Origin of the sequence: Burkholderia stabilis, assembly GCF_001742165.1 — a bacterium.
GTDB classification, from domain to species: Bacteria; Pseudomonadota; Gammaproteobacteria; order Burkholderiales; family Burkholderiaceae; genus Burkholderia; species Burkholderia stabilis.
This window is the reverse complement of sequence record NZ_CP016443.1, coordinates 893,018-912,346: the sequence shown is the minus strand read 5'-3', so window position 1 is coordinate 912,346 and position 19,329 is coordinate 893,018. Positions and strand designations below refer to the sequence as shown.

Here is a 19,329-nt window from a genome sequence, read left to right as displayed (position 1 = left end):
GATGCGTCGCGTGTCAGGGCTTGATTTCAGGCCCGCGCGCGGCCGGTTTTTCGGGGGCGGCCGGCATCTGCCCGGCGATCGCGAACACGGGCATCAGCGCCAGCGCGCCTGCCGCCATGGACGAACGAAATCGCATGGTCGTATCACCATCAAGCGATACTGAACGAACCGTGCGGCTCACGGAGAGCGCCATCGGCGACTGTGCGGATGCCGGTTCATATCAGCATTAAAACCGTGGCTGGGCGGCCCGGTTAGCGCATTTCCGGGCGTGCCGCAATCGGCATTCAACCTCGCCCGCGCCAGGGGAATCCGGTTGCCTGCCGCAACAACAGGCACAATACGCAGTTCGCCAGGTTCGCACGTGTGTTCGATATTCGAACATTTCGCGGCGCATCCCGCTGTCCGACATCCTTCCCAGTCGTCATGAACGCCACGCTCACCCCCGCGCGCGAGTCGAATTCGCCGCGCTTCCTGCTATTCCTGATCTGCCTGTTCGCGTCCGCGGGCCAGCTCGCGATCGACATCTACGTCCCCGCGCTGCCCGACATGGCGCGTTCGTTCGCGACGACGCCGCAGGCGATCCAGTCGAGCGTGTCCGGCTACATGGCGGCCTACGCGCTCGGCCAGCTGATTTTCGGCCCGATCGCCGACGCATACGGGCGCAAGCGCGTGCTTGCGTTCGGGCTGGTGATCTACACGATCGGCTGCCTGTTGTCGCTCGGCGCGCAGAGCCTGGAGATGTTCGTGCTCGCGCGCTGCCTGCAGGGCTTCGGGATTGCGACCACCAACCTGCTCGCGAAAGCGATCATCACCGATTCGTTCTCCGGTCAGGCGCTGATGCACGCGTTCACGTACATGTCGATCGCGTGGGGGCTCGCGCCGATCATCGCGCCGGTGATCGGCGCGCATCTGCAGGAATGGTTCGGCTGGCGTGCGTGCCTCGTGTTCCTGCTCGTCTACTCGCTGGTGATGTGGGCGCTGCTGTGGCGCTACCGCGAAACCTTGCCGAAACCGGTGCATCTCGAGCCGCGCACGCTGATGGCGAACGCGGGCAAGGTGCTGGCGAGCCCGGTATTCCAGAGCTGCTTCCTCGCGCAAGGGCTGTGCTACAGCATCCTGCTCGTGTTCAACATCGTCGGGCCGTTCATGGTGCAGACCACGCTGCACAAGCCGCCCACCTTCTTCGGCTATCTCGCGCTCGGGATCGGGCTCATGTATTTCCTGGGCGGCCTGTCGAACCGGATTCACGGGCGCGGGCTGCCGAGCGCCGAGCAACGGCTACGCATCGGCGCGCGCGTGATGGCGGGTGCGTCGGTCGCGATGCTGGTGCTGGCGTTGACCGTCGGCCTGCGCGTGTGGACGCTCGCCACGCCGGTGCTCGTGATGGGCTTCTGCGCGGGCGCGATGTATCCGACGCTGATGGCCAAGGGCAATTCGCTGTTTCCGCATATCGCGGGGCTGACGAGCGCGATCCTCGGGTGCGCGCTGCTGCTCGTGTCGTCGGCGATGATGGGGCTGGCCGGCTTCGTGTCGATCCACGTGCTGACGCCGCTCGCGCTGTTCTTCGTCGTGCTGTCGTTCATCGTCGTATGGATGGTGACGAAGCTGCTGCGGTACCTGACGCAGCAGCAGGCCGCGGCCGTCGTGTGCGGGAGCGGGGAGGCCGCGTAAGCGTTTCGTTGATCGATCGCGAGCGGTGGCGACGCGGCCGAGCGGCCTTGCTAGCCGGGCCGCTCGCGCAACACACCACATCCGACAGAACCATGAGCCTGATCCTGCTGAACCGCGTCTCCCGATCCGATGCCGCCGACCTGATCGCCGCCAACCGCGCCAGCCGAAGCCATCATCTGCCGTGGGTCGACTCGTTTGTCGACCAGGCCGGATTCGATCAATGGTTCGCCCGCTGCGTGACGGGGCCGAATGTCGGACTCGTCGCGCGGGAACGGGTGTCCGGGGCGGTGGCCGGTGTGGTGAACTTCAACGAGATCGTCGGCGGCGTGTTTCAGAGCGCGTATCTCGGGTACTACGGGATGGCGGATTTCAGCCGCAAGGGGCTGATGACGGACGCGTTGCGCGAGGCGATCGGTGTCGCGTTCGGTGAGCTCGGGCTGCATCGGCTCGAAGCGAACATCCAGCCCGGCAACCACGCATCGATCGCGCTGGTACGGCGGCTCGGCTTCCGGAAAGAGGGATTTTCGCCGCGCTATCTGCGCATCGGCGGCGAATGGTGCGACCACGAACGGTGGGCGCTGCTGGCCGACGAAGGGAACGAAGCGGGCGCCTGAGGTTCGATTCCTTTCGCGCCGCAGGCCGCTTACAGCGGATGCGCCGCGCCCGCCTGGGTCAATAGCGAAACGGCAACCGGATCCGGCGACCCATTCGAATCGATCGCGCCGGCTTTGGCCAGCGCGACGAGATCGCTGTCGACGCCCGGTTGCCCGACCACGAACGACGTGGTCAGGAACGCCGGCGCTGCAAGCGTGAGCGCATAACGCTGCTGCAGGTTCGTCACCACGGCCGATTGCGCGGCCTGCACGGTGTCCGGGCTGTTCATCGCCTGCTGATAGCGCAGGTTGCCCTGGAAATTGCCGATCAACCCGGCCGTATTCGTGCCGAGCTGCGCCGCGAGATAGACCAGCATCAGCTCGGTCTCGGGTGTCGTATTGAAGGTGCCGCCTGCATAGGCGAGCGAATGCAGGCTCGTGCCGCCCGACGTCACGGTGATCACGCACGGCAGTGCGGCGTTCACCGTCACACGATAGTTGCCGCCGCCGTCCGTCAGCGTCGTGGCCGATCCCACCGCACAACTGACCGCCACCGGCGCGCTCGCGAGCGCATCGCCCGTGGCGGCCGTGCCCGACAGCGACACGGTCTGCGTGTTGTTGTTGAAGCAGACGTCGACGCCGAAACAGGCGTCGCCGTTGCAGGCCTGAAGCGCCGCGAGCGTGGCGACGCAAAAGGCGCCCAGCGCGGGGCGGGTGAAGCGCGTATGGCGAATGTTCATGGTCGCGTGCGTCCGGGAGAAGGGAGCAACCGATGCGCGCCGGGAATACGGCGCCGCTCTCATTCTATGTCCCGAATCGGGGCGGTGCTTGCCCGTTTGGCCTGCTGGCGATGGGGAGCGGCTTGCCGTTGACCGGTTCGGCTCGTGCGGTGTTTCGCCGGCGGGATGCGTTACTTGCGCGCAGGGTGCCGTGCCGAAGCAGCTTGCCCTCGGTTTCGGGGGGGGGGGGGGGGGGCATTTTTATCGGATCCGGAATCGGTCTGCGCCGGTTTGTCTTGTGTGTCCGAATGCATCGCGCGTCCGGTATCGTCGGTCGATTCCGTCGCGGCCACAATCGGCCGCGTGCCTTGCCGACCCGGCCTGCTCAGGGCTTGCGCGCGGCCGGTGCAGCCGTTTTCGCGAACGCCCCCGTACCTCGAAGCTGATCGCATCCGCGACATTCCCTCGCGCGTCGACGAGTTCGAGCCGGTGCCGGCCCGGCCACGGCAGCCACGCGACGCGGTCGGCATGCCCGATTACCTTGTCGTCGAGCCGCCACGCGAACCGCGCGGCGCGCCCGGCCGAACGCTCGAACCAGATCCGTTGGTTCTTCGGCGGAATGTCCGGGTCGATCGCGAAGATCGTGCCGTCCGTCGGCGCACCGATCGTCAGCGGCGCGCGCGCGCCGTCCTTGCCCGGCGTGACGGGTGCGGCGAGCCGGATCGTGTCGACCGCCGTTCCCGCGATGAACCACTCGTTGCGCGCGGGCTCGATATCGCGTTCGAACGTGATGCGGCGCGTCTCGACGCCGGCCGGCGCGCGTGGCGCGCGGCTCGGCAGGTCGCGGTGCAGGTAGCCGACGACGGCCGACCACACGGGCGACGCGCCCGTGACGCCCGACACGTCCCACATCGGCGAGCCATCCGCATTGCCGACCCACACGCCGACCGTATAGCGCGACGTGAAGCCGACCGTCCAGTTGTCGCGCATGTCCTTGCTCGTGCCGGTCTTGACCGCCGAGAAGAAGCGCGTGGCGAGCGGATTGTCGAAGCCGAACGTGCGCACGCGCGCGTTGTTGTCCGACAGGATGTCGGTGACGACGAAGCTGGCCGCTTCGCTGAACACCCGGGTGCCGCCGTCCGCACGCGTGGGCGCCGATGCGCCGGCAGCCGGCGCTGGCGCGGGCAGGTCGACGACCTTGCGTGCGACGCCGCCGTTCGCGAGCGCGCGATACGCGTTGGTCAGCGACAGCAGCGTGACGTCCGCGCTGCCGAGCGCGAGGCTGAAGCCGTAGTAGTCGCCTTCCTGCGCGAGCGGCAGGCCGAGCGCGGTCAGCGTGCGCGCGAAACGGTGCGGCGTGACGAGCACGAGCGTGCGCACGGCCGGCACGTTCAGCGAGCCGCCGAGCGCGCTGCGCACGCTCACCCAGCCCTTGAAGTCCTTGTCGTAGTTCTGCGGAATGTACAAACCGCCGCCGGCGGCGAGGTTGATCGGCGCATCGTCGAGCAGCGACGCGGCGGTCAGCCGTTTTTCGTCCAGCGCCTGGGCGTAGAGGAACGGCTTGAGCGTCGAGCCGGCCTGGCGCGGCGCGAGCACGGCGTCGACATCGCGCGCGCTCGACAACGCGCCCGACGATCCGACCCACGCGCGAATCTCGCCGGTCGTGTTGTCGATCACGACGACCGCGCCGTCCTGCACGTTGCGCCGGTGCGCGGGTGCGTTGAGTTCGGTGAGCGCGCGCGTCAGCGTGTCGCGCGCGAAGCGCTGCAGCGGCGCATCGAGCGTCGTGCGGATCTGCGCGCCGGCCGCCGGCCTGACCTCGGCCGCGATGCGCCGCGCGAAGTGCGGGGCGAGGGCGGCGCCGTCGTCGCGCACCGCGCTGGCCGGGCGCGCGACGACGAGCTGCACGTAGCCGTCGAGCGACGCGCACGCCTGTTCCGCATGCATGTCGCGCAGGATCCGGCACGCGCGCTCGGCGACTTTCGCGGGCGTCGCGTTGGGCGCGCGCACGAGTGCGGCCGCGATCGCGGCCTCGCGCGCGTCGAGACCCGACGGCGCCTTGCCGAACAGCACCTGCGACAGCGCGCCGAGCCCGACCGTCTCGCCGCGGAACGGCACGAGGTTCAGGTAGGCCTCGAGGATCTGGTCCTTGCGCCAGCCGCGTTCGAGCAGCAGCGCGTTCATCGCCTGCGTAGCCTTCTGCGGTAGCGAGCGCTGCCCCGAGCGGCGCGGCGAATCGCTGAGCAGCCCGGCGAGTTGCATCGTGACGGTCGACGCACCGCGCGTGCGCTCGTTCCACAGGTTGCCCCACGCGGCGCCGGCGATTCCGCGCCAGTCGACGCCGCTGTGTTCGTAGAAACGCTTGTCCTCGGAGACGACGATCGCCTCGCGGAATGCGGGCGATACGTCCGCGAGCGACACCCAGTCGCCGCGCCGTTCGGTGAGGTCGACGCGCGTGCGCTGCAGCGGCGTGCCGTCGCGCGCGAGCAGCACCCAGTCGGAACTGCGCCAGTTGCGGCGCACGTCGTCGTAGCCGGGCAGCGCATGCGCGACGAGCGGCGCGGCCAGCACGACGGCAACGATCACGCGGCCGGCGAAACGCGCCGGCCGCGGCAAAACCAGATCGATCATCACGTACTCACGACTTGCCTGCGTCGGCCGGTTTCACGGTCATCGGCGGATTCGGCCACAGGCCGTACACGGACGGCGCGTACAGCGCCTCGACGCGCGTCGGCGGCAGTCCGAACGTGCCGACGTTGTTCAACCGAACCGTGTACTCGACCGAGAATTTGCCCTTCGGCAAATAGTCGTAGTACGCGCGGTAGCCGTCGAAGTCACGCTCGATGAACGACGGCCACGCGCCGTCCGGCGTTTTCTCGCCCTGCGTCGCCGCTTCGGAGTCGCGGCCGAGGCCCGATCCGAGGATCGTCGCGCCGGCCGGGATCGGATCGTTGACGGCGACCCACGTCATGTCGCTCTGCGCATCGATGTCCAGATGCACGCGCACGACGTCGCCGCGCGTCAGCACGCCCTTGACGGCGGGCGACACGGGTGTGACCGTCTTCGTGATCCGGTAGCCGGCCGCGAACGGCGAGCGCAGCGGCACGGCCGCGAGGCTCTCGACGGTCGCCCACGGCCGCCCGGTGCCTTCCTGCGTGACCGACAGCGTGGCCGGCGCCTGCGACGCGCGCGGCCACGGCATCAGCACGCTGCGCGCGGCGGCCGCGCGGGTCGCGGCGGTGGCCGACGCGGGCGTATCGGCCGGCGCCTGCGCCTGCGACCACGAGATCGTGCGCTCGTCGCCGCCGAGCGCGACCTTCGTCGCGCCGGCAACCGGCGTGCTCTCGTAGGTGCGCGAGAAGCGCTCGACCGCGAGCAGCCCGAGCGCGTTCGACGTCGTCGTCTGCCATGCGCCCTGGCGTTGCAGCGCGAGCAGGCCGGCCGTCACGCGCGGCATCTCGTCCTTCCACGCCGGGTCGCCCGCGAATTCCATCGCGAGACGCGCGGCGTTGGTCTCGTTGCTCGTCATCAGCCACCACAGGTCGTCGTCGCGCGCGGTCGAGAACACGAGCTGCGTGCCCTGGTACGTGAGGCGCGCACGCAGGATCTGCTCGACCTGCGCGCGTTTCTCGTCGCGTTGCGGGATGTCCTTCACGCGCGTCAGGATCGCGTGATAGTCGATCACCGCCGACGTCGGCCACTGGTTCGGCGCGATTTCGATCGAGCCGAGCATGCGGCCCTGCGCGGCGCCGTAGCGCGACAGCGCCTCGATCGCGGCGAGCTTGCGCAGGTCGCGATCCTGGCGCGGCGCCCATGCGTTGCGCTCGATGCGGCCGTCGACGAAGCGCGCGAGCCCGGCTTCGAGCTGCGTGCGCATGTCTTCCGGCAGCGCGAAGCGCGGGTCGAGACGGCTCGCCTCGTCGGACAGCACGAGCAGGTACGACGACAGCGTCGGGCTGCCGTAGTGCGAATCGTCGGACGACGGCGGGAAGTAGCTCGCGAGCCCGTCGCTGTCGAGGTAGACGGGCATGCGTGCAACCAGTGCCTGCCATTGCGCGGGGTCGCGCAGCCCGATCGCGCGCGACGCCTGCTGTTCGAGGCAGCGGTACGGATAGCGCTCGAACCAGCGGCGCACGCCCGGCAGGCCGTCGGCGAGCTTCGACTGCAGCGAGACGGCGATGCCGCCGCGCGGCGCGCCCTGTGCATTGCCCGCGGCGCCGGCCGGCGCCGCGACAGGCACGGTCAGCGTGCCGTCGACCTGCGCGAGCGTGGCCTGCTGTACGGTTACCGGCAGCGCGGGCACGACCTTCTGCGCGACTGCCAGCGCGTCGGATGCGCGCTTGCCGCCTTGTTCGGCGGCTTCGATGCGCCAGTTCAGCGCGCCGGCCGCATCGAGCGCCTGCTCGGGCACGGTGATCGTCCATGCCACTTCGCTTGCCGTATTGGCGGCGAGCGACACGGTTTGCGGCGCGACGTCGAGGCCCGTCACGCGCGGCGTCACGACGACCTGCATCGCGCGGTCGGTCGTGTTGCGCAGCGTGACCTGCGCGCGGAACGCGTCGCCTTCTCGCACGAGCGGCGGCAGGCCGGAGATCAGTTGCAGATCCTGCGTGCTGCGGATCGACGTGCTGCCCGTGCCGAAACGGTCGGGGCCGACCGCCGCGATCGCGACGATCCGGAAGCGCGTGAGCGCGTCGTTCAGCGGCACCTCGACGGTCGCGCTGCCGTTGGCATCCAGCGTCACGCGCGGATTCCACAGCAACAGCGTGTCGAACAGCTCGCGCGTCGGCGCGCTGCCGCCGCCGCCGCCGGCCGGTACGGCCTTGCGGCCGAAGTGGCGGCGACCGACGATCTCCATCTGCGCGGTGGCGGTTTCGACGCCGTACGCGCGTCGCCGCAGCATCGCGTCGAGCAGGTCCCAGCTGTTGTTCGGCATCAGTTCGAGCAGCGCCTCGTCGACGGCTGCGACCGCGATCTGCGTGCCGGCCGGCGCGGGCTGGCCGTTCGGCAGCGTGACCTTTACGTGCGCCTGGGCCTTGCTGCGCACCGTGTAGCGCGTCGCGTCGGTCGTCACGGTCACGCCGAGGCGGTGGACGCCCGTGCCGACCTTGATCTCGCCGAGGCCGTAGCGGAACGCGGGCTTCGACAGGTCGACGAACGCGGTCGGCGCTTCATAGTGGCGGCCTTCGCGCCAGAATGCGCGGGCCCATTCGACCGGGGCCTTCCAGCCCCACGTGAAGAACGAGTACCACGGCACTTCGCGAATCCGGCCGCGCAGCGCGAGCACCGACACGTAGACGTTCGGCCCCCACGATTCGCCGACCTTCAGGTCGACGGTCGGGTTCTTGCCGTTCAGCTCGACGATGTGCGTTTCCATCACGCCGCCGCGTTCGACCGCGACGAGCGCGGTCGCGTAGCGGAACGGCATGCGCACCTGGAAGCGGGCCGTTTCGCCTGGTTCGTACGAGGTTTTCTCCGAGATCACGTCGATCCGGTCGGTGTTGTCGCCGCCGAACCAGAGCTCGTCCTCGCGCGTGACCCAGACCGACGTCGATGCGTTCGACGCGCGGCCGTCGCCATCCTTTGCAACCGCGATCAGCTGCACGTTGCCGGCCTGTTCGAGCGTCGCGTCGCAGGACATGCGGCCCTTGTCGTCGGTCTTGCCCGAGCACAGCACGCCGAGCTCGCGCGTGTCGCTCTTGTTGTCGTACGCATAGAAGCCGCCGACCATCCGCTTGCGCGACGACGTCGTGATGTGCGCGACACCCTTGATCTCGATCGGCACCGACGCGCGCGGCTTGCCCTGCAGATCGACCGCGAGCGCCTGCACGGGCACGCGCTGGCCGACCGACACCCAGCGGCCGGCCTTGATGCCGGCCACCACCGCGGCCGGCCACAGGATCGTGTCGCCGCGGATCGTCTGTACCTCGCCGTTCGGGTCGGCGAACGTCGCTTCGAGCGCGATGCGCTTCGGCGCGTCGACGTCGGGCAGGCCCTTGAGCGTGACCGAGCTCGCGCCGTTGCGGTCGAGCGTCAGCGGCAGCTTGTCGGCGATCAGCTTCGTCGCGTCGGGGTCGTTGTTCGACGACGACGCGTTGTCGCCGTCTTGCGAATCGTCGTCGGCGTTGCCGTCGCTCTTGTCGGCGCGATACGGCGTGAAGCTGAAGTCCTCGAAGCGATCCGCGAACGGCGGCGACGCCCACTTCATCAGCGCCGACACCTGCACGGGCAGGTTCGATGCGCCGCCGCCCGACACATAGTCGATCTGCACCGCGAGCGGCGCTTCCTTGACGGCGACGAGCGGGCTCTTCTGCGCGTCGCGCGCGCCGATCGACCCCTTCAGCACCGGCAGGCGGAACGCCTCGACGCGGAAGCTGCCGCTGTAGTAGGTGGAAGTGGGTGAATCTTCCGGGCCGCCCTCGAGCTCGACGCTGTATTCGCCGAGCTTCGCGGCCGGCGGCAGCGTGAATTGCGTGTCCGCGCTGTGATCGGCGGCCCACGTGAGCGGCAGCTTGTAGGTCTGGCCCGTGCCGAGATGGCGGATCGTCACGCGCGTCGGGTATTGCGACGGGAACGCGAGGCTCTGCAGCGTTTCGGTGCGGATGAAATGCTTCATCGACACGGTTTCGCCCGCGCGCAGCAGCGTGCGGTCGAACACCGTATGCGCGCGCACGGTCGGCGCGCTGTCGGTGTCGGTCGGCACGTTGAAGCGCCAGGATTCGATCCCGCGGTTCCAGCCCGAGCTGACGAACGCCATGTCGGGGCCCGTCTTCGGATCGTTGACGCGGGCCGACACGAAGTAGTCGTCGAAGCGCTCCGACGAGCTGCATTCATGCTTCGGCTCGAACGGCCCGTCGATCTTCAGGAGACCCTGCGCGTCGGTCTTGCCGGACGCGATTTCGTCGCCGTTGCAGTCCGACACGCGGATCTGCGCGTTCGGCACGGGCTTGCCCTTGTCGAGCGTCGTGACCCACACGAGGTTGTTCTCGCGGCCCTGTTTCAGGTGCACGCCGAGGTTCGTGACGAGCACGGTCGTACGCACGTACATGCTCGACGGCTTCGCGAGCAGCGAGCGGCCGAGCGCGGGCGACGCGAGTTCGAGCACGTAGAAGCCGGGCTTCTCGATCGGCACGCCGACGATCTCGAACGGGCGCAGCGTCTTCGGGTCGGCTTGCGGCAGCGTCAGCGCCTGCGCACCGGGCTCGCCCTTGAGCAGCGACAGCGAACGCACGTCGACGCGGCGGTTCTTCGGCGCGGGCTGCTTTTCGCCGGCCTCGAGCGGCACGTAGACGGGGTGCTGGCCCTTGCGTTCCAGCAGGCCGGGAATCTGGTCGTCGATCGAGCCGGCCGTCATCGACCAGTTGTCGAAGCGGTCGACGGTGCGCATCCACTGGCGGATCGCGGTGTCGTTCTCGACCTTCAGGTTCGCGAACTGCGCGCCGCCCGCGTTGAGGCCGGCGATGTGCAGGTCGGCCTCGACGTTGCGCAGCGTGACGGGCACGAGCGCGGGCGTGTCGGGCTCGGCGAAGCGCTCGACGATCCCGAAGGTGCCCGACGAGAATTTCGCGAGCGGCGGCATCGGCGCGGTGCGCGTCGCGAGCGGGAACAGGTCGGCGTTGGACAGCGTGCGGTCGGTTACGTCGCGCAGGCCCGACGGCAACTCGATCGTCAGGCCGGCCTGCGCCGGCAGCGGCGGGTTGAACGTGACGGTCGTCACTTCCTCGCTGTGATCGTCGGCCGCGAAGGTCGGCGACAGCGAACCGTCGGGGCCGCGCACCTTGATCGCCTCGGCGTTCTTGCGCGAGATCGGCGCGTTGAACGACAGCGTGAGCGGGCGCAGCGGCGTGCACGGCGCCTTCGCGTTCTCGCGTTCGCACGAGAAGCTCGCGGCGAACGGCGCACGCACGGTGAAGTCGAAGCGGCGCTCGGTGTCGTTCGCGATGCCGCTCGGGCTCGCGACGCCCTTGCCGTACACGAGCTGCATCTTCGCGCTCGCCGGCAGCGCCTGCGCGCACGACAGCGTCAGCACGCGCGCGGCATCCTTCTTCAGACCGAAGTGGTCGAGCAGCGCGTTGCGCGTATCGTCGTCGGCGGCCGTGACGGGAATGCGGTTGCCGATGCCGGCCGCTTCGCACCAGATGTTCGCGAGCGCCGAGCGCGGTTCGGCCGGGCCGTTCAGCTTCATCACGAACACCTGCCGTTCCTCGATCTCGCGCGAGCCGGGGCGCACGTTCACCGGGAACGGGCCGCCCGTCTGGAACGTGAAGCGGCGCGTGCCGCTGGCCGCGTTGCCGGCGACCGAGCGCAGCGTGTCGTTGAGCGCGACCGAGCAGCGCACGCCGGGCGGCAGGTCGTTTTCGAAGTCGTAAACCCAGGTCTTGTCGTCGAGCCAGTGACCCTGGCCGCGTGCGGCGGCGGAGTCGGTACAGGTCACGCGCGCGGGGTTCGGTGCGGATGCCGAGCCGAATGCAACCATCGGCTCGTCGAACTTGATGACAGTCTGACGCACTTCGGTGACGGTGCCTTGCGGCGACACGCTCACCGTGCGCGCCGCGAGCGCATGGAGCGACAGCGCTGCGGCGGCGCCGAGCGCCGCGACGGCGCCGATGCGCCAGACGAGCCGTGTGGTGCGGTTGGTTGGATTCGCTTTGTTGTGTTTGTCGTGCTGCTTCATCGCTCGATTGCCCTCGGAGGGAAGCTTTCTGTTTGATTGCACGCGATTCTAACCGACGGCCATGCGCGCGCATCGCTGCACGCAGTGTGTCGCCGGCATGCGACACCGGTATGCACGACGCAGATTTGTCGCGCCGACGACACAAAAATGCAGCGAAATGTCGATTGTCTCGGATTGCGGAACATTTAATGGACTATAAAAAGATTGTTCGATCCGATTTGTGCGCGTACATTTCAGGTCCGCGCCAATGTTTGAGAAATATCAAGCGTGGTTTTCCCGAATCCGGTGTTCGAGAGAAGGAAACATGCATAACGACAACACCCCCCACTCGCGTCGCGCTGGCGACGCAGCCGCAACCGGCATCACGCGGCGTCAATGGCTGCAGGGCGCACTGGCGCTGACGGCGGCGGGCCTCACGGGCTCGCTGGCGTTGCGGGCCCTGGCCGATGATCCCGGCACCGCGCCGCTCGATACCTTCATGACGCTGTCCGAAGCATTGACCGGCAAGAAAGGGCTGAGCCGCACGACCGGCGAACGCTTCCTGCAGGCATTGCAGAAGGGTTCGTTCAAGACGGCCGACAGCCTCCCGCAACTCGCCGGCGCGCTCGCGTCCGGTTCGCTGAATCCCGATCAGGAAGCGCTCGCGCTGAAGATTCTCGAGGCGTGGTATCTCGGCATCGTCGACAACGTCGTGATTACCTACGAAGAAGCATTAATGTTCGGCGTCGTGTCCGATACGCTCGTGATTCCTTCGTATTGCCCCAACAAACCCGGCTTCTGGGCCGATAAACCGATCGAGAGGCAAGCCTGATGGCCGATACCGATACGCAAAAGGCCGACGTCGTCGTCGTCGGGTCGGGTGTCGCAGGCGCGATCGTGGCACACCAGCTCGCGATGGCCGGCAAGTCGGTGATCCTGCTGGAAGCCGGCCCGCGCATGCCGCGCTGGGAAATCGTCGAGCGCTTCCGCAACCAGCCCGACAAGACGGACTTCATGGCGCCGTACCCGTCGAGCCCGTGGGCGCCGCATCCCGAATACGGCCCGCCGAACGACTACCTGGTCCTGAAGGGCGAGCACAAGTTCAACTCGCAGTACATCCGCGTGGTGGGCGGCACGACGTGGCACTGGGCCGCGTCGGCATGGCGCTTCATCCCGAACGACTTCAAGATGAAGACCGTGTACGGCGTCGGCCGCGACTGGCCGATCCAGTACGACGACATCGAGCATTACTACCAGCGCGCCGAGGAAGAGCTCGGCGTGTGGGGCCCGGGCCCCGAGGAAGATCTGTACTCGCCGCGCAAGGAGCCGTACCCGATGCCGCCGCTGCTGTTGTCGTTCAACGAGCAGACGATCAAGACGGCGCTCAACGGCTACGACCCGAAGTTCCACGTGGTGACCGAGCCCGTCGCGCGCAACAGCCGCCCGTACGACGGCCGGCCAACCTGTTGCGGGAACAACAATTGCATGCCGATTTGCCCGATCGGCGCGATGTACAACGGGATCGTGCACGTCGAGAAGGCCGAGCAGGCCGGCGCGAAGCTGATCGAGAACGCGGTCGTCTACAAGCTCGAGACCGGGCCGGACAAGCGCATCACCGCCGCGGTCTACAAGGACAAGACGGGTGCCGACCACCGCGTCGAAGGCAAGTACTTCGTGGTTGCCGCGAACGGTATCGAGACGCCGAAGATCCTGCTGATGTCGGCAAACCGCGATTTCCCGAACGGCGTCGCGAACAGCTCCGACATGGTCGGCCGCAACCTGATGGATCACCCGGGCACCGGCGTGTCGTTCTATGCGAACGAGAAGCTGTGGCCGGGCCGCGGCCCGCAGGAAATGACGTCGCTGATCGGTTTCCGCGACGGCCCGTTCCGCGCGACCGAAGCCGCGAAGAAGATCCACCTGTCGAACATGTCGCGCATCAACCAGGAAACGCAGAAGATCTTCAAGGGCGGCAAGCTGATGAAGCCCGAGGAGCTCGATGCGCAGATCCGCGACCGTTCCGCGCGCTACGTGCAGTTCGACTGCTTCCACGAAATCCTGCCGCAGCCCGAGAACCGCATCGTGCCGAGCAAGACGGCCACCGACGCGATCGGCATCCCGCGCCCCGAGATCACGTACGCGATCGACGATTACGTGAAGCGCGGCGCGGTGCACACGCGCGAGGTCTATGCGACGGCGGCGAAGGTGCTGGGCGGCACGGAAGTCGTCTTCAACGACGAGTTCGCGCCGAACAACCACATCACGGGCGCGACGATCATGGGCGCGGATGCGCGCGACTCGGTCGTCGACAAGGACTGCCGCACGTTCGACCATCCGAACCTGTTCATCTCGAGCAGCTCGACGATGCCGACCGTCGGTACGGTGAACGTGACGCTGACGATCGCGGCGCTCGCGCTGCGGATGTCGGACACGCTGAAGAAGGAAGTCTGACCGTGCGGAAATCTACTTTCACCTTCCTCCTCGCCGGCTGCCTCGCGCTGCCGGGTCTCGCACGCGCGGCCGACGCGGCCGATCCGGCACAGGTCAAGCGCGGCGAATACCTCGCGATCGCGGGCGACTGCATGGCGTGCCACACCGCGAAGGGCGGCAAGCCGTTCGCGGGCGGCCTCGGGATGCCCGTGCCGATGCTCGGCAAGATCTACACGAGCAACATCACGCCCGATCCCGATACGGGCATCGGCAGCTGGACGTTCGAGGACTTCGAGCGCGCGGTGCGCCACGGCGTCGCGAAGAACGGCGACAACCTGTATCCGGCGATGCCGTACGTGTCGTACGCGAAGATCAACGACGACGACGTGCAGGCGCTGTACGCGTACTTCATGCACGGTGTCGAACCGGTCAAGCAGGCGCCGCCGAAGAACGAGATCCCTGCGCTGCTGAGCATGCGCTGGCCGCTGAAGATCTGGAACTGGCTGTTCCTGAAGGATGGCGCTTACGAGCCGAAGCCGGCACAGAGTGCCGAGTGGAACCGCGGCGCATATCTCGTGCAGGGCCTCGCGCACTGCAGCACGTGCCACACGCCGCGCGGCATCGCGATGCAGGAGAAGTCGCTCGACGAAACCGGCGGCAGCTTCCTGTCGGGTTCGGTGCTCGCAGGCTGGGACGGCTACAACATCACGTCCGACCCGAACGCGGGGATCGGCGGCTGGACGCAGCAGCAGCTCGTCCAGTACCTGCGCACCGGCAGCGTGCCGGGCGTCGCGCAGGCCGCCGGCCCGATGGCCGAGGCGATCGAGCACAGCTTCTCGAAGATGACGGAAGCCGATATCGGCGCGATCTCGACGTACATCCGTACCGTGCCGGCCGTCGCCAGCGGCGACGCGAAGCAGTCGCGCGCGTCGTGGGGCAAGCCGTCCGACGATGGCGCGAAGCTGCGTGGTGTCCCGCTTGCGGCGTCGGGCATCGATCCGGCACGGCTGTATCTCGGCAATTGCGCGACCTGTCACCAGATGCAGGGCAAGGGCACGCCGGACGGTTATTACCCGTCGCTGTTCCACAACTCGACGGTCGGCGCATCGAACGCGACCAACCTCGTGCAGGTGATCCTGAATGGCGTGCAGCGAAAGGCAGGCAGCGAGGACGTCGGGATGCCCGCGTTCCGCCACGAGCTGTCGGACGCGCAGATCGCCGCGCTGGCAAACTATCTGACCGGGCAGTTCGGCAATCCGGCCGCGAAGGTGAGCGAGCAGGACGTCGCGAAGCTGCGTTGACGCGGCACGCGACGACGCAGGGCGATCACTGACAAGAGGAGGAGCACAGCACATCGGGCGGGCCCCGATGCCGGTTGTTGCAGAGCGGGGCGGGCGGCGCAGGCAGTTGCCCGCCCTGGTTCATTGGCAATCCGGTGCGCGACGGCCGCGCATCGCTTTCGTTGATCGACACCATGACACCGAATCAACCGTTTCTCGCGTCCCAGCGCGATGTGCTGCTGCTGCTGTCCCGAATCCTGCTCGTGATCCTGTTCGTGATGTTCGGCTGGAAGAAGATCATCGACTTCCCCGGCACCATCGCGTTCATGGGCTCCGAAGGCGCGCCCGCGCCGATCATCTCCGCCGCGATCTCGGTCGTGATGGAGCTGCTCGTCGGGATCGCGATCCTCGTCGGTTTCCAGACGCGGCCGCTCGCGCTGCTGCTTGCGCTGTATACGATCGGCACCGGCATCATCGGCCACCACTACTGGACGATGACGGGCGGCGAGCAGATCAACAACATGATTCATTTCTACAAGAACATCGCGATCTCGGGCGGCCTGCTCGCGCTTTGCGCGGCCGGCCCCGGGCGTTTTTCGATCGATCGCGGATAAACAGGCCCGGGGCGCGCGCATGGGGCGCGCGCATGGGGCGCGCGCTGGAAGGTCGAGACTCCGAGGGGGCATCATTTTGCGACTCAAACATTTCGCATGGCTGATCGCGGCCGTCACACCGGCGGCCGCTTTTGCACAAACGAGCGTGACGTTGTACGGCCGTATCGACGGCGGCATCGAATACCTGAACCACATCGCGACGCCGAATGGCAGCAAGTCGCGCTGGGCCGCGGAAAGCGGCGACTGGGGCACCAGCATGTTCGGGCTGAAGGGCATCGAGGATCTCGGCGGCGGGCTGTCGACGGTCTTCAACCTGGAAACCGCGTTCCAGGTGATGAACGGCCAGACGGGCGGCGGGCGCATGTGGTCGCGGCGCGCGTACGTGGGCCTGAAGAGCAACACGTGGGGCCAGTTGCAGGCCGGCCGCAACCTGTTCATCGACAGCGACGGCGTGTGGGAATTCGACCCGTTCGTCCAGCAGGCGTTTTCGTCCGCGTCGCTCGTGCGCGGCCGCAACTGGCAGCAGACCAGCAACAACATCGAATATCACAGCCCGGTGATCGGCGGCTTCGACGTGCAGGCGCAATACGCGTTCGGCAACCAGTCGCGCGGCTTCAACTACGGCGCCGCCGACGATTTCGGCCGCTCGGACGGGATCATGATCTCGTACCACTCGCCGGTGCTCGACGTGCGTGGCATCTACGACGAACTGCGCGACAACAACGGCAAGTTCAGCAACATCTTCACCGCATCGCGCGAGTATTTCGTCGGCGCGAACGTGAAGGTGTCGAAATTCAAGATCCAGGGCGCGTATACGCACTACCAGGCGCCGGACAGCCCGGCCGGCGTTGCCGATCGCGCGGATCACTACTGGCTCGGCGCGACCTACACCGCGACGCCGCAATGGGCCGTGACGGGCGGCGGGTACTACGTGAAGGTCGGCGACGGCGGCGGCGATGCGTCGCACGATCCGTCGGGCCACGCGATGATGTACGTGCTCGGCACCACGTACAACCTGTCGAAGCGCACGTTCCTGTACGGCACGGTCGCGTACGTGCGCAACGGCGGCAACTCGAACTTCTCGCTGCTCGCGACGCCGCGTGATGCGACGTCGGGCACGAGCCCGCTGACCGGCGAGTCGCAGACGGGCGCGTACGTCGGGATGATGCATACGTTCTGAGCGGGGCGTATCGCAAGTCATGCAAGGCACGGGCGAGGGTGGCCCGTGCCTTGTTGCGTTGACGGCGTCCCGCCGGCGCCGGTCAGAACACGCAGGTGTCGGTCGTCGTCAGCGTCGCGAACGGGCCGTCGAGCGTCGCGTTGTGATGCGCGACGATCCGCTCGGCCGGCAGCGCGGGCGTGTCCATGCAGGTGTGTGCGTCGGCGACGAGCGCTACGCGAAAGCCGAGGTCGGCGGCTGCGCGGCAGGTCGTGTCGATGCAGTACTGTGTCTTCATCCCCGCGACGACGATTTCGCCGATACCGGCGGCGCGAAGCCACTCGGCAAGCTGCGTCCCCGCGAAGCAGCTCGACCGCGTCTTGGTGAACACGGTGTCGCGCGTGGCGTCGATCGCGAGTTCCGGCAGCAGCGTGGTGAGCGGCGAGTCGGGTGCAATCGGCGAGCCGGCGGGCCCGGTGTGGCGCACGGCGAACACGGGTGCACCGGCTTCGTGCGCGCGACCGATCAACCGGTTGATGTTTGCGAGCACACGGTCGCCATCGTGCGGGCGATCGGGACCGTGAAACAGCCCGACCTGCATGTCGACGACGAGCAGCGCGCGTTTGGGGGAAGGGGCTTCGGACATTGCGTTTCTCCTGAATGACCGGCACGGACGGAGAAACGACAAGACCCCGTCCGGAACCGGCGGGGCCTGTGAGGAATCGGTGGCGCTACGACCTTGCGCGCACTCGCCGCACGAGCCCGCCGAAGGCGGTCGTGCGCGTCGTGATCGAGAGCGTAGTGGTGGCGTAGCGCATCGAGCGATCATGCCCGATGCGCGCGCATCGCGTCAATCGCGTGCCGCGCATCGGTCGTTGGCGGGCGCTCAGTCGAGCGACTTCCCGGCCTTCTCGTCCATGCAGCGGATGGCGAGCAGCGTGAATACGCCGCAGCCGATCGCGTACCACGCGGGCGCGTTCGGGTTGCCGGTCGCCGCGATCAGCCACGTGACGAAGAACTGCGCGAAGCCGCCGAAGATCGCGACGCCGACGCTGTACACGAGCGCGCCGCCGGTCGCGCGCACCGCACGCGGGAACAGCTCGCCGAGCATCGCGCCGGTCGCGCCGATGTTGATCGCGTGCACGATCGACAGCGCGGCGATGATCGACAGCAGCGACGCCGCGCCCGGCCAGCGGTTCAGCGCGATGAACGCCGGGTAGATCGAGGCCATCAGCACGATGCGCGTCCACCAGACGATCCGGTTGCGCCCGTAGACGTCGGACAGGTGGCCGCCGATCGGCGTCACGAGCATCAGGATCGCGCCGGCGACGCAGCCGGCCGTCATCGACAGCCAGGTCGGCAGGTGCAGCACCTGCACGCCGTAGATCGCCATGTAGAACACGATGATGTAATGGATCGACGTGCCGCCGATCGTCACGCCGAGGCCGGCGAACACGGCCTTGCCGTGATGGCGCAGCACGTCGGCGAGCGGCAGCGACGCGACCGGTTCGTCATGCGCGGCAGCGGGCGCGGCGGCCGGCACTTCCTCGACGGTGCGGCGCAGCCAGTAGCCGATCGGCACGAACAGCGTGCCGATGATGAACGGCACGCGCCAGCCCCAGCTTTCGAGCTGCGCGGCATTCAGCGTTGAAGTCAACGCGACGCCGGTGAGCGCGCCCGCGAGGGCGGCGAGCCCCTGGCTCGAGAACTGGAACGACGCGTAGAAGCCGCGGCGATGCTGCGGTGCCTGTTCGAGCAGCAGCGTCGTCGACGCGCCGACTTCGCCGCCCGACGCGAACCCTTGCAGCAGGCGCGCGAGCACGAGCAGCATCGGCGCGGCGATGCCGACTTGCGCGAAGGTCGGCGCGACCGCGATCGTCGCGGTGCCGAGCGCCATCAGCAGCAGCGTCAGGATCATCGCCTTCTTGCGGCCGGCGCGGTCGGCATACATGCCGATCACGAGCCCGCCGAGCGGACGCGTGACGAAGCCGACGCCGAAGCTCGCGACGGCGAGCATCAACTGCCCGAACGGCGAATGCACGGGGAAGAACAGCTTGCCGATCAGGATCGCGAAGAAGCTGTAGACCGTGAAGTCGTAGAACTCGAGCGCGTTGCCGACGGCGGCGGCCGCGATCAGCCGGCGTTTCTTTGCGGCGGCGCGCGCATCGACCGGCGTGCCGGCGAACGGAAGGGCAGACGTTTCCATGGGG

At 68.0% G+C, this 19,329-nt stretch carries 13 protein-coding genes; 7 read left to right on the top strand and 6 right to left on the bottom strand.

All coding sequences use genetic code 11. The features are described 5' to 3' along the window. Positions 1–13 precede the first annotated feature (13 nt). The gene (locus BBJ41_RS39435) at positions 14–193 is read right to left on the bottom strand and encodes a hypothetical protein (protein ID WP_083281938.1); all 180 of its coding nucleotides are present in this window, start codon (positions 191–193) and stop codon (positions 14–16) included. Between the two features lie 230 nt (positions 194–423). Between BBJ41_RS39435 and BBJ41_RS22125 the strand changes: the two genes are divergently transcribed. Continuing rightward, the gene (locus tag BBJ41_RS22125) at positions 424–1,671 is read left to right on the top strand and encodes a multidrug effflux MFS transporter (protein WP_069748438.1); all 1,248 of its coding nucleotides are present in this window, start codon (positions 424–426) and stop codon (positions 1,669–1,671) included. A 92-nt stretch (positions 1,672–1,763) separates the two neighbouring features. Continuing rightward, positions 1,764–2,285 carry a GNAT family N-acetyltransferase gene (locus BBJ41_RS22120; RefSeq protein WP_069748437.1) on the top strand — a complete coding sequence of 174 codons (522 nt, stop codon included), beginning with the start codon at positions 1,764–1,766 and terminating at the stop codon, positions 2,283–2,285. A gap of 29 nt (positions 2,286–2,314) precedes the next feature. Here BBJ41_RS22120 and BBJ41_RS22115 read toward each other — a convergent pair whose 3' ends face one another. From BBJ41_RS22115 to BBJ41_RS22105, 3 genes are all read right to left on the bottom strand, one after another. After that, the gene (locus BBJ41_RS22115; RefSeq protein ID WP_069748436.1) at positions 2,315–3,004 is read right to left on the bottom strand and encodes a hypothetical protein; all 690 of its coding nucleotides are present in this window, start codon (positions 3,002–3,004) and stop codon (positions 2,315–2,317) included. 240 nt (positions 3,005–3,244) lie between these two features. Continuing rightward, on the bottom strand, positions 3,245–5,614 hold the full coding sequence (gene pbpC, locus BBJ41_RS22110; RefSeq protein WP_236872123.1) for a penicillin-binding protein 1C: 2,370 nt from the start codon (positions 5,612–5,614) through the stop codon (positions 3,245–3,247). Between the two features lie 7 nt (positions 5,615–5,621). Next, the gene (locus BBJ41_RS22105; protein ID WP_069748435.1) at positions 5,622–11,657 is read right to left on the bottom strand and encodes an alpha-2-macroglobulin family protein; all 6,036 of its coding nucleotides are present in this window, start codon (positions 11,655–11,657) and stop codon (positions 5,622–5,624) included. A gap of 304 nt (positions 11,658–11,961) precedes the next feature. On the opposite strand from BBJ41_RS22105, the gene BBJ41_RS22100 reads away from it, so the two are divergent. From BBJ41_RS22100 to BBJ41_RS22080, 5 genes are all read left to right on the top strand, one after another. Further along, the gene (locus tag BBJ41_RS22100; protein WP_069748434.1) at positions 11,962–12,468 is read left to right on the top strand and encodes a sugar dehydrogenase complex small subunit; all 507 of its coding nucleotides are present in this window, start codon (positions 11,962–11,964) and stop codon (positions 12,466–12,468) included. Continuing rightward, complete coding sequence (locus tag BBJ41_RS22095) at positions 12,468–14,087, top strand: GMC family oxidoreductase (RefSeq protein ID WP_069748433.1); 1,620 nt, start codon at positions 12,468–12,470, stop codon at positions 14,085–14,087. The genes BBJ41_RS22100 and BBJ41_RS22095 overlap by 1 nt, the downstream gene beginning before the upstream one ends. A gap of 2 nt (positions 14,088–14,089) precedes the next feature. Then, complete coding sequence (locus BBJ41_RS22090) at positions 14,090–15,367, top strand: cytochrome c (RefSeq protein WP_069748432.1); 1,278 nt, start codon at positions 14,090–14,092, stop codon at positions 15,365–15,367. A 173-nt stretch (positions 15,368–15,540) separates the two neighbouring features. Continuing rightward, positions 15,541–15,960, top strand: coding sequence for a DoxX family protein (locus BBJ41_RS22085; protein ID WP_069750316.1), 420 nt, complete (start codon positions 15,541–15,543; stop codon positions 15,958–15,960). Between the two features lie 76 nt (positions 15,961–16,036). Next, positions 16,037–17,140: a porin gene (locus tag BBJ41_RS22080; protein ID WP_069748431.1), complete on the top strand. Its 1,104-nt coding sequence runs from the start codon at positions 16,037–16,039 to the stop codon at positions 17,138–17,140. Between the two features lie 82 nt (positions 17,141–17,222). Here BBJ41_RS22080 and BBJ41_RS22075 read toward each other — a convergent pair whose 3' ends face one another. Together BBJ41_RS22075 and BBJ41_RS22070 are read right to left on the bottom strand one after the other, a co-directional pair. After that, positions 17,223–17,765 carry a cysteine hydrolase family protein gene (locus BBJ41_RS22075; RefSeq protein WP_069748430.1) on the bottom strand — a complete coding sequence of 181 codons (543 nt, stop codon included), beginning with the start codon at positions 17,763–17,765 and terminating at the stop codon, positions 17,223–17,225. A gap of 240 nt (positions 17,766–18,005) precedes the next feature. Next, the gene (locus tag BBJ41_RS22070; RefSeq protein WP_069748429.1) at positions 18,006–19,325 is read right to left on the bottom strand and encodes an MFS transporter; all 1,320 of its coding nucleotides are present in this window, start codon (positions 19,323–19,325) and stop codon (positions 18,006–18,008) included. Positions 19,326–19,329 lie beyond the last annotated feature (4 nt).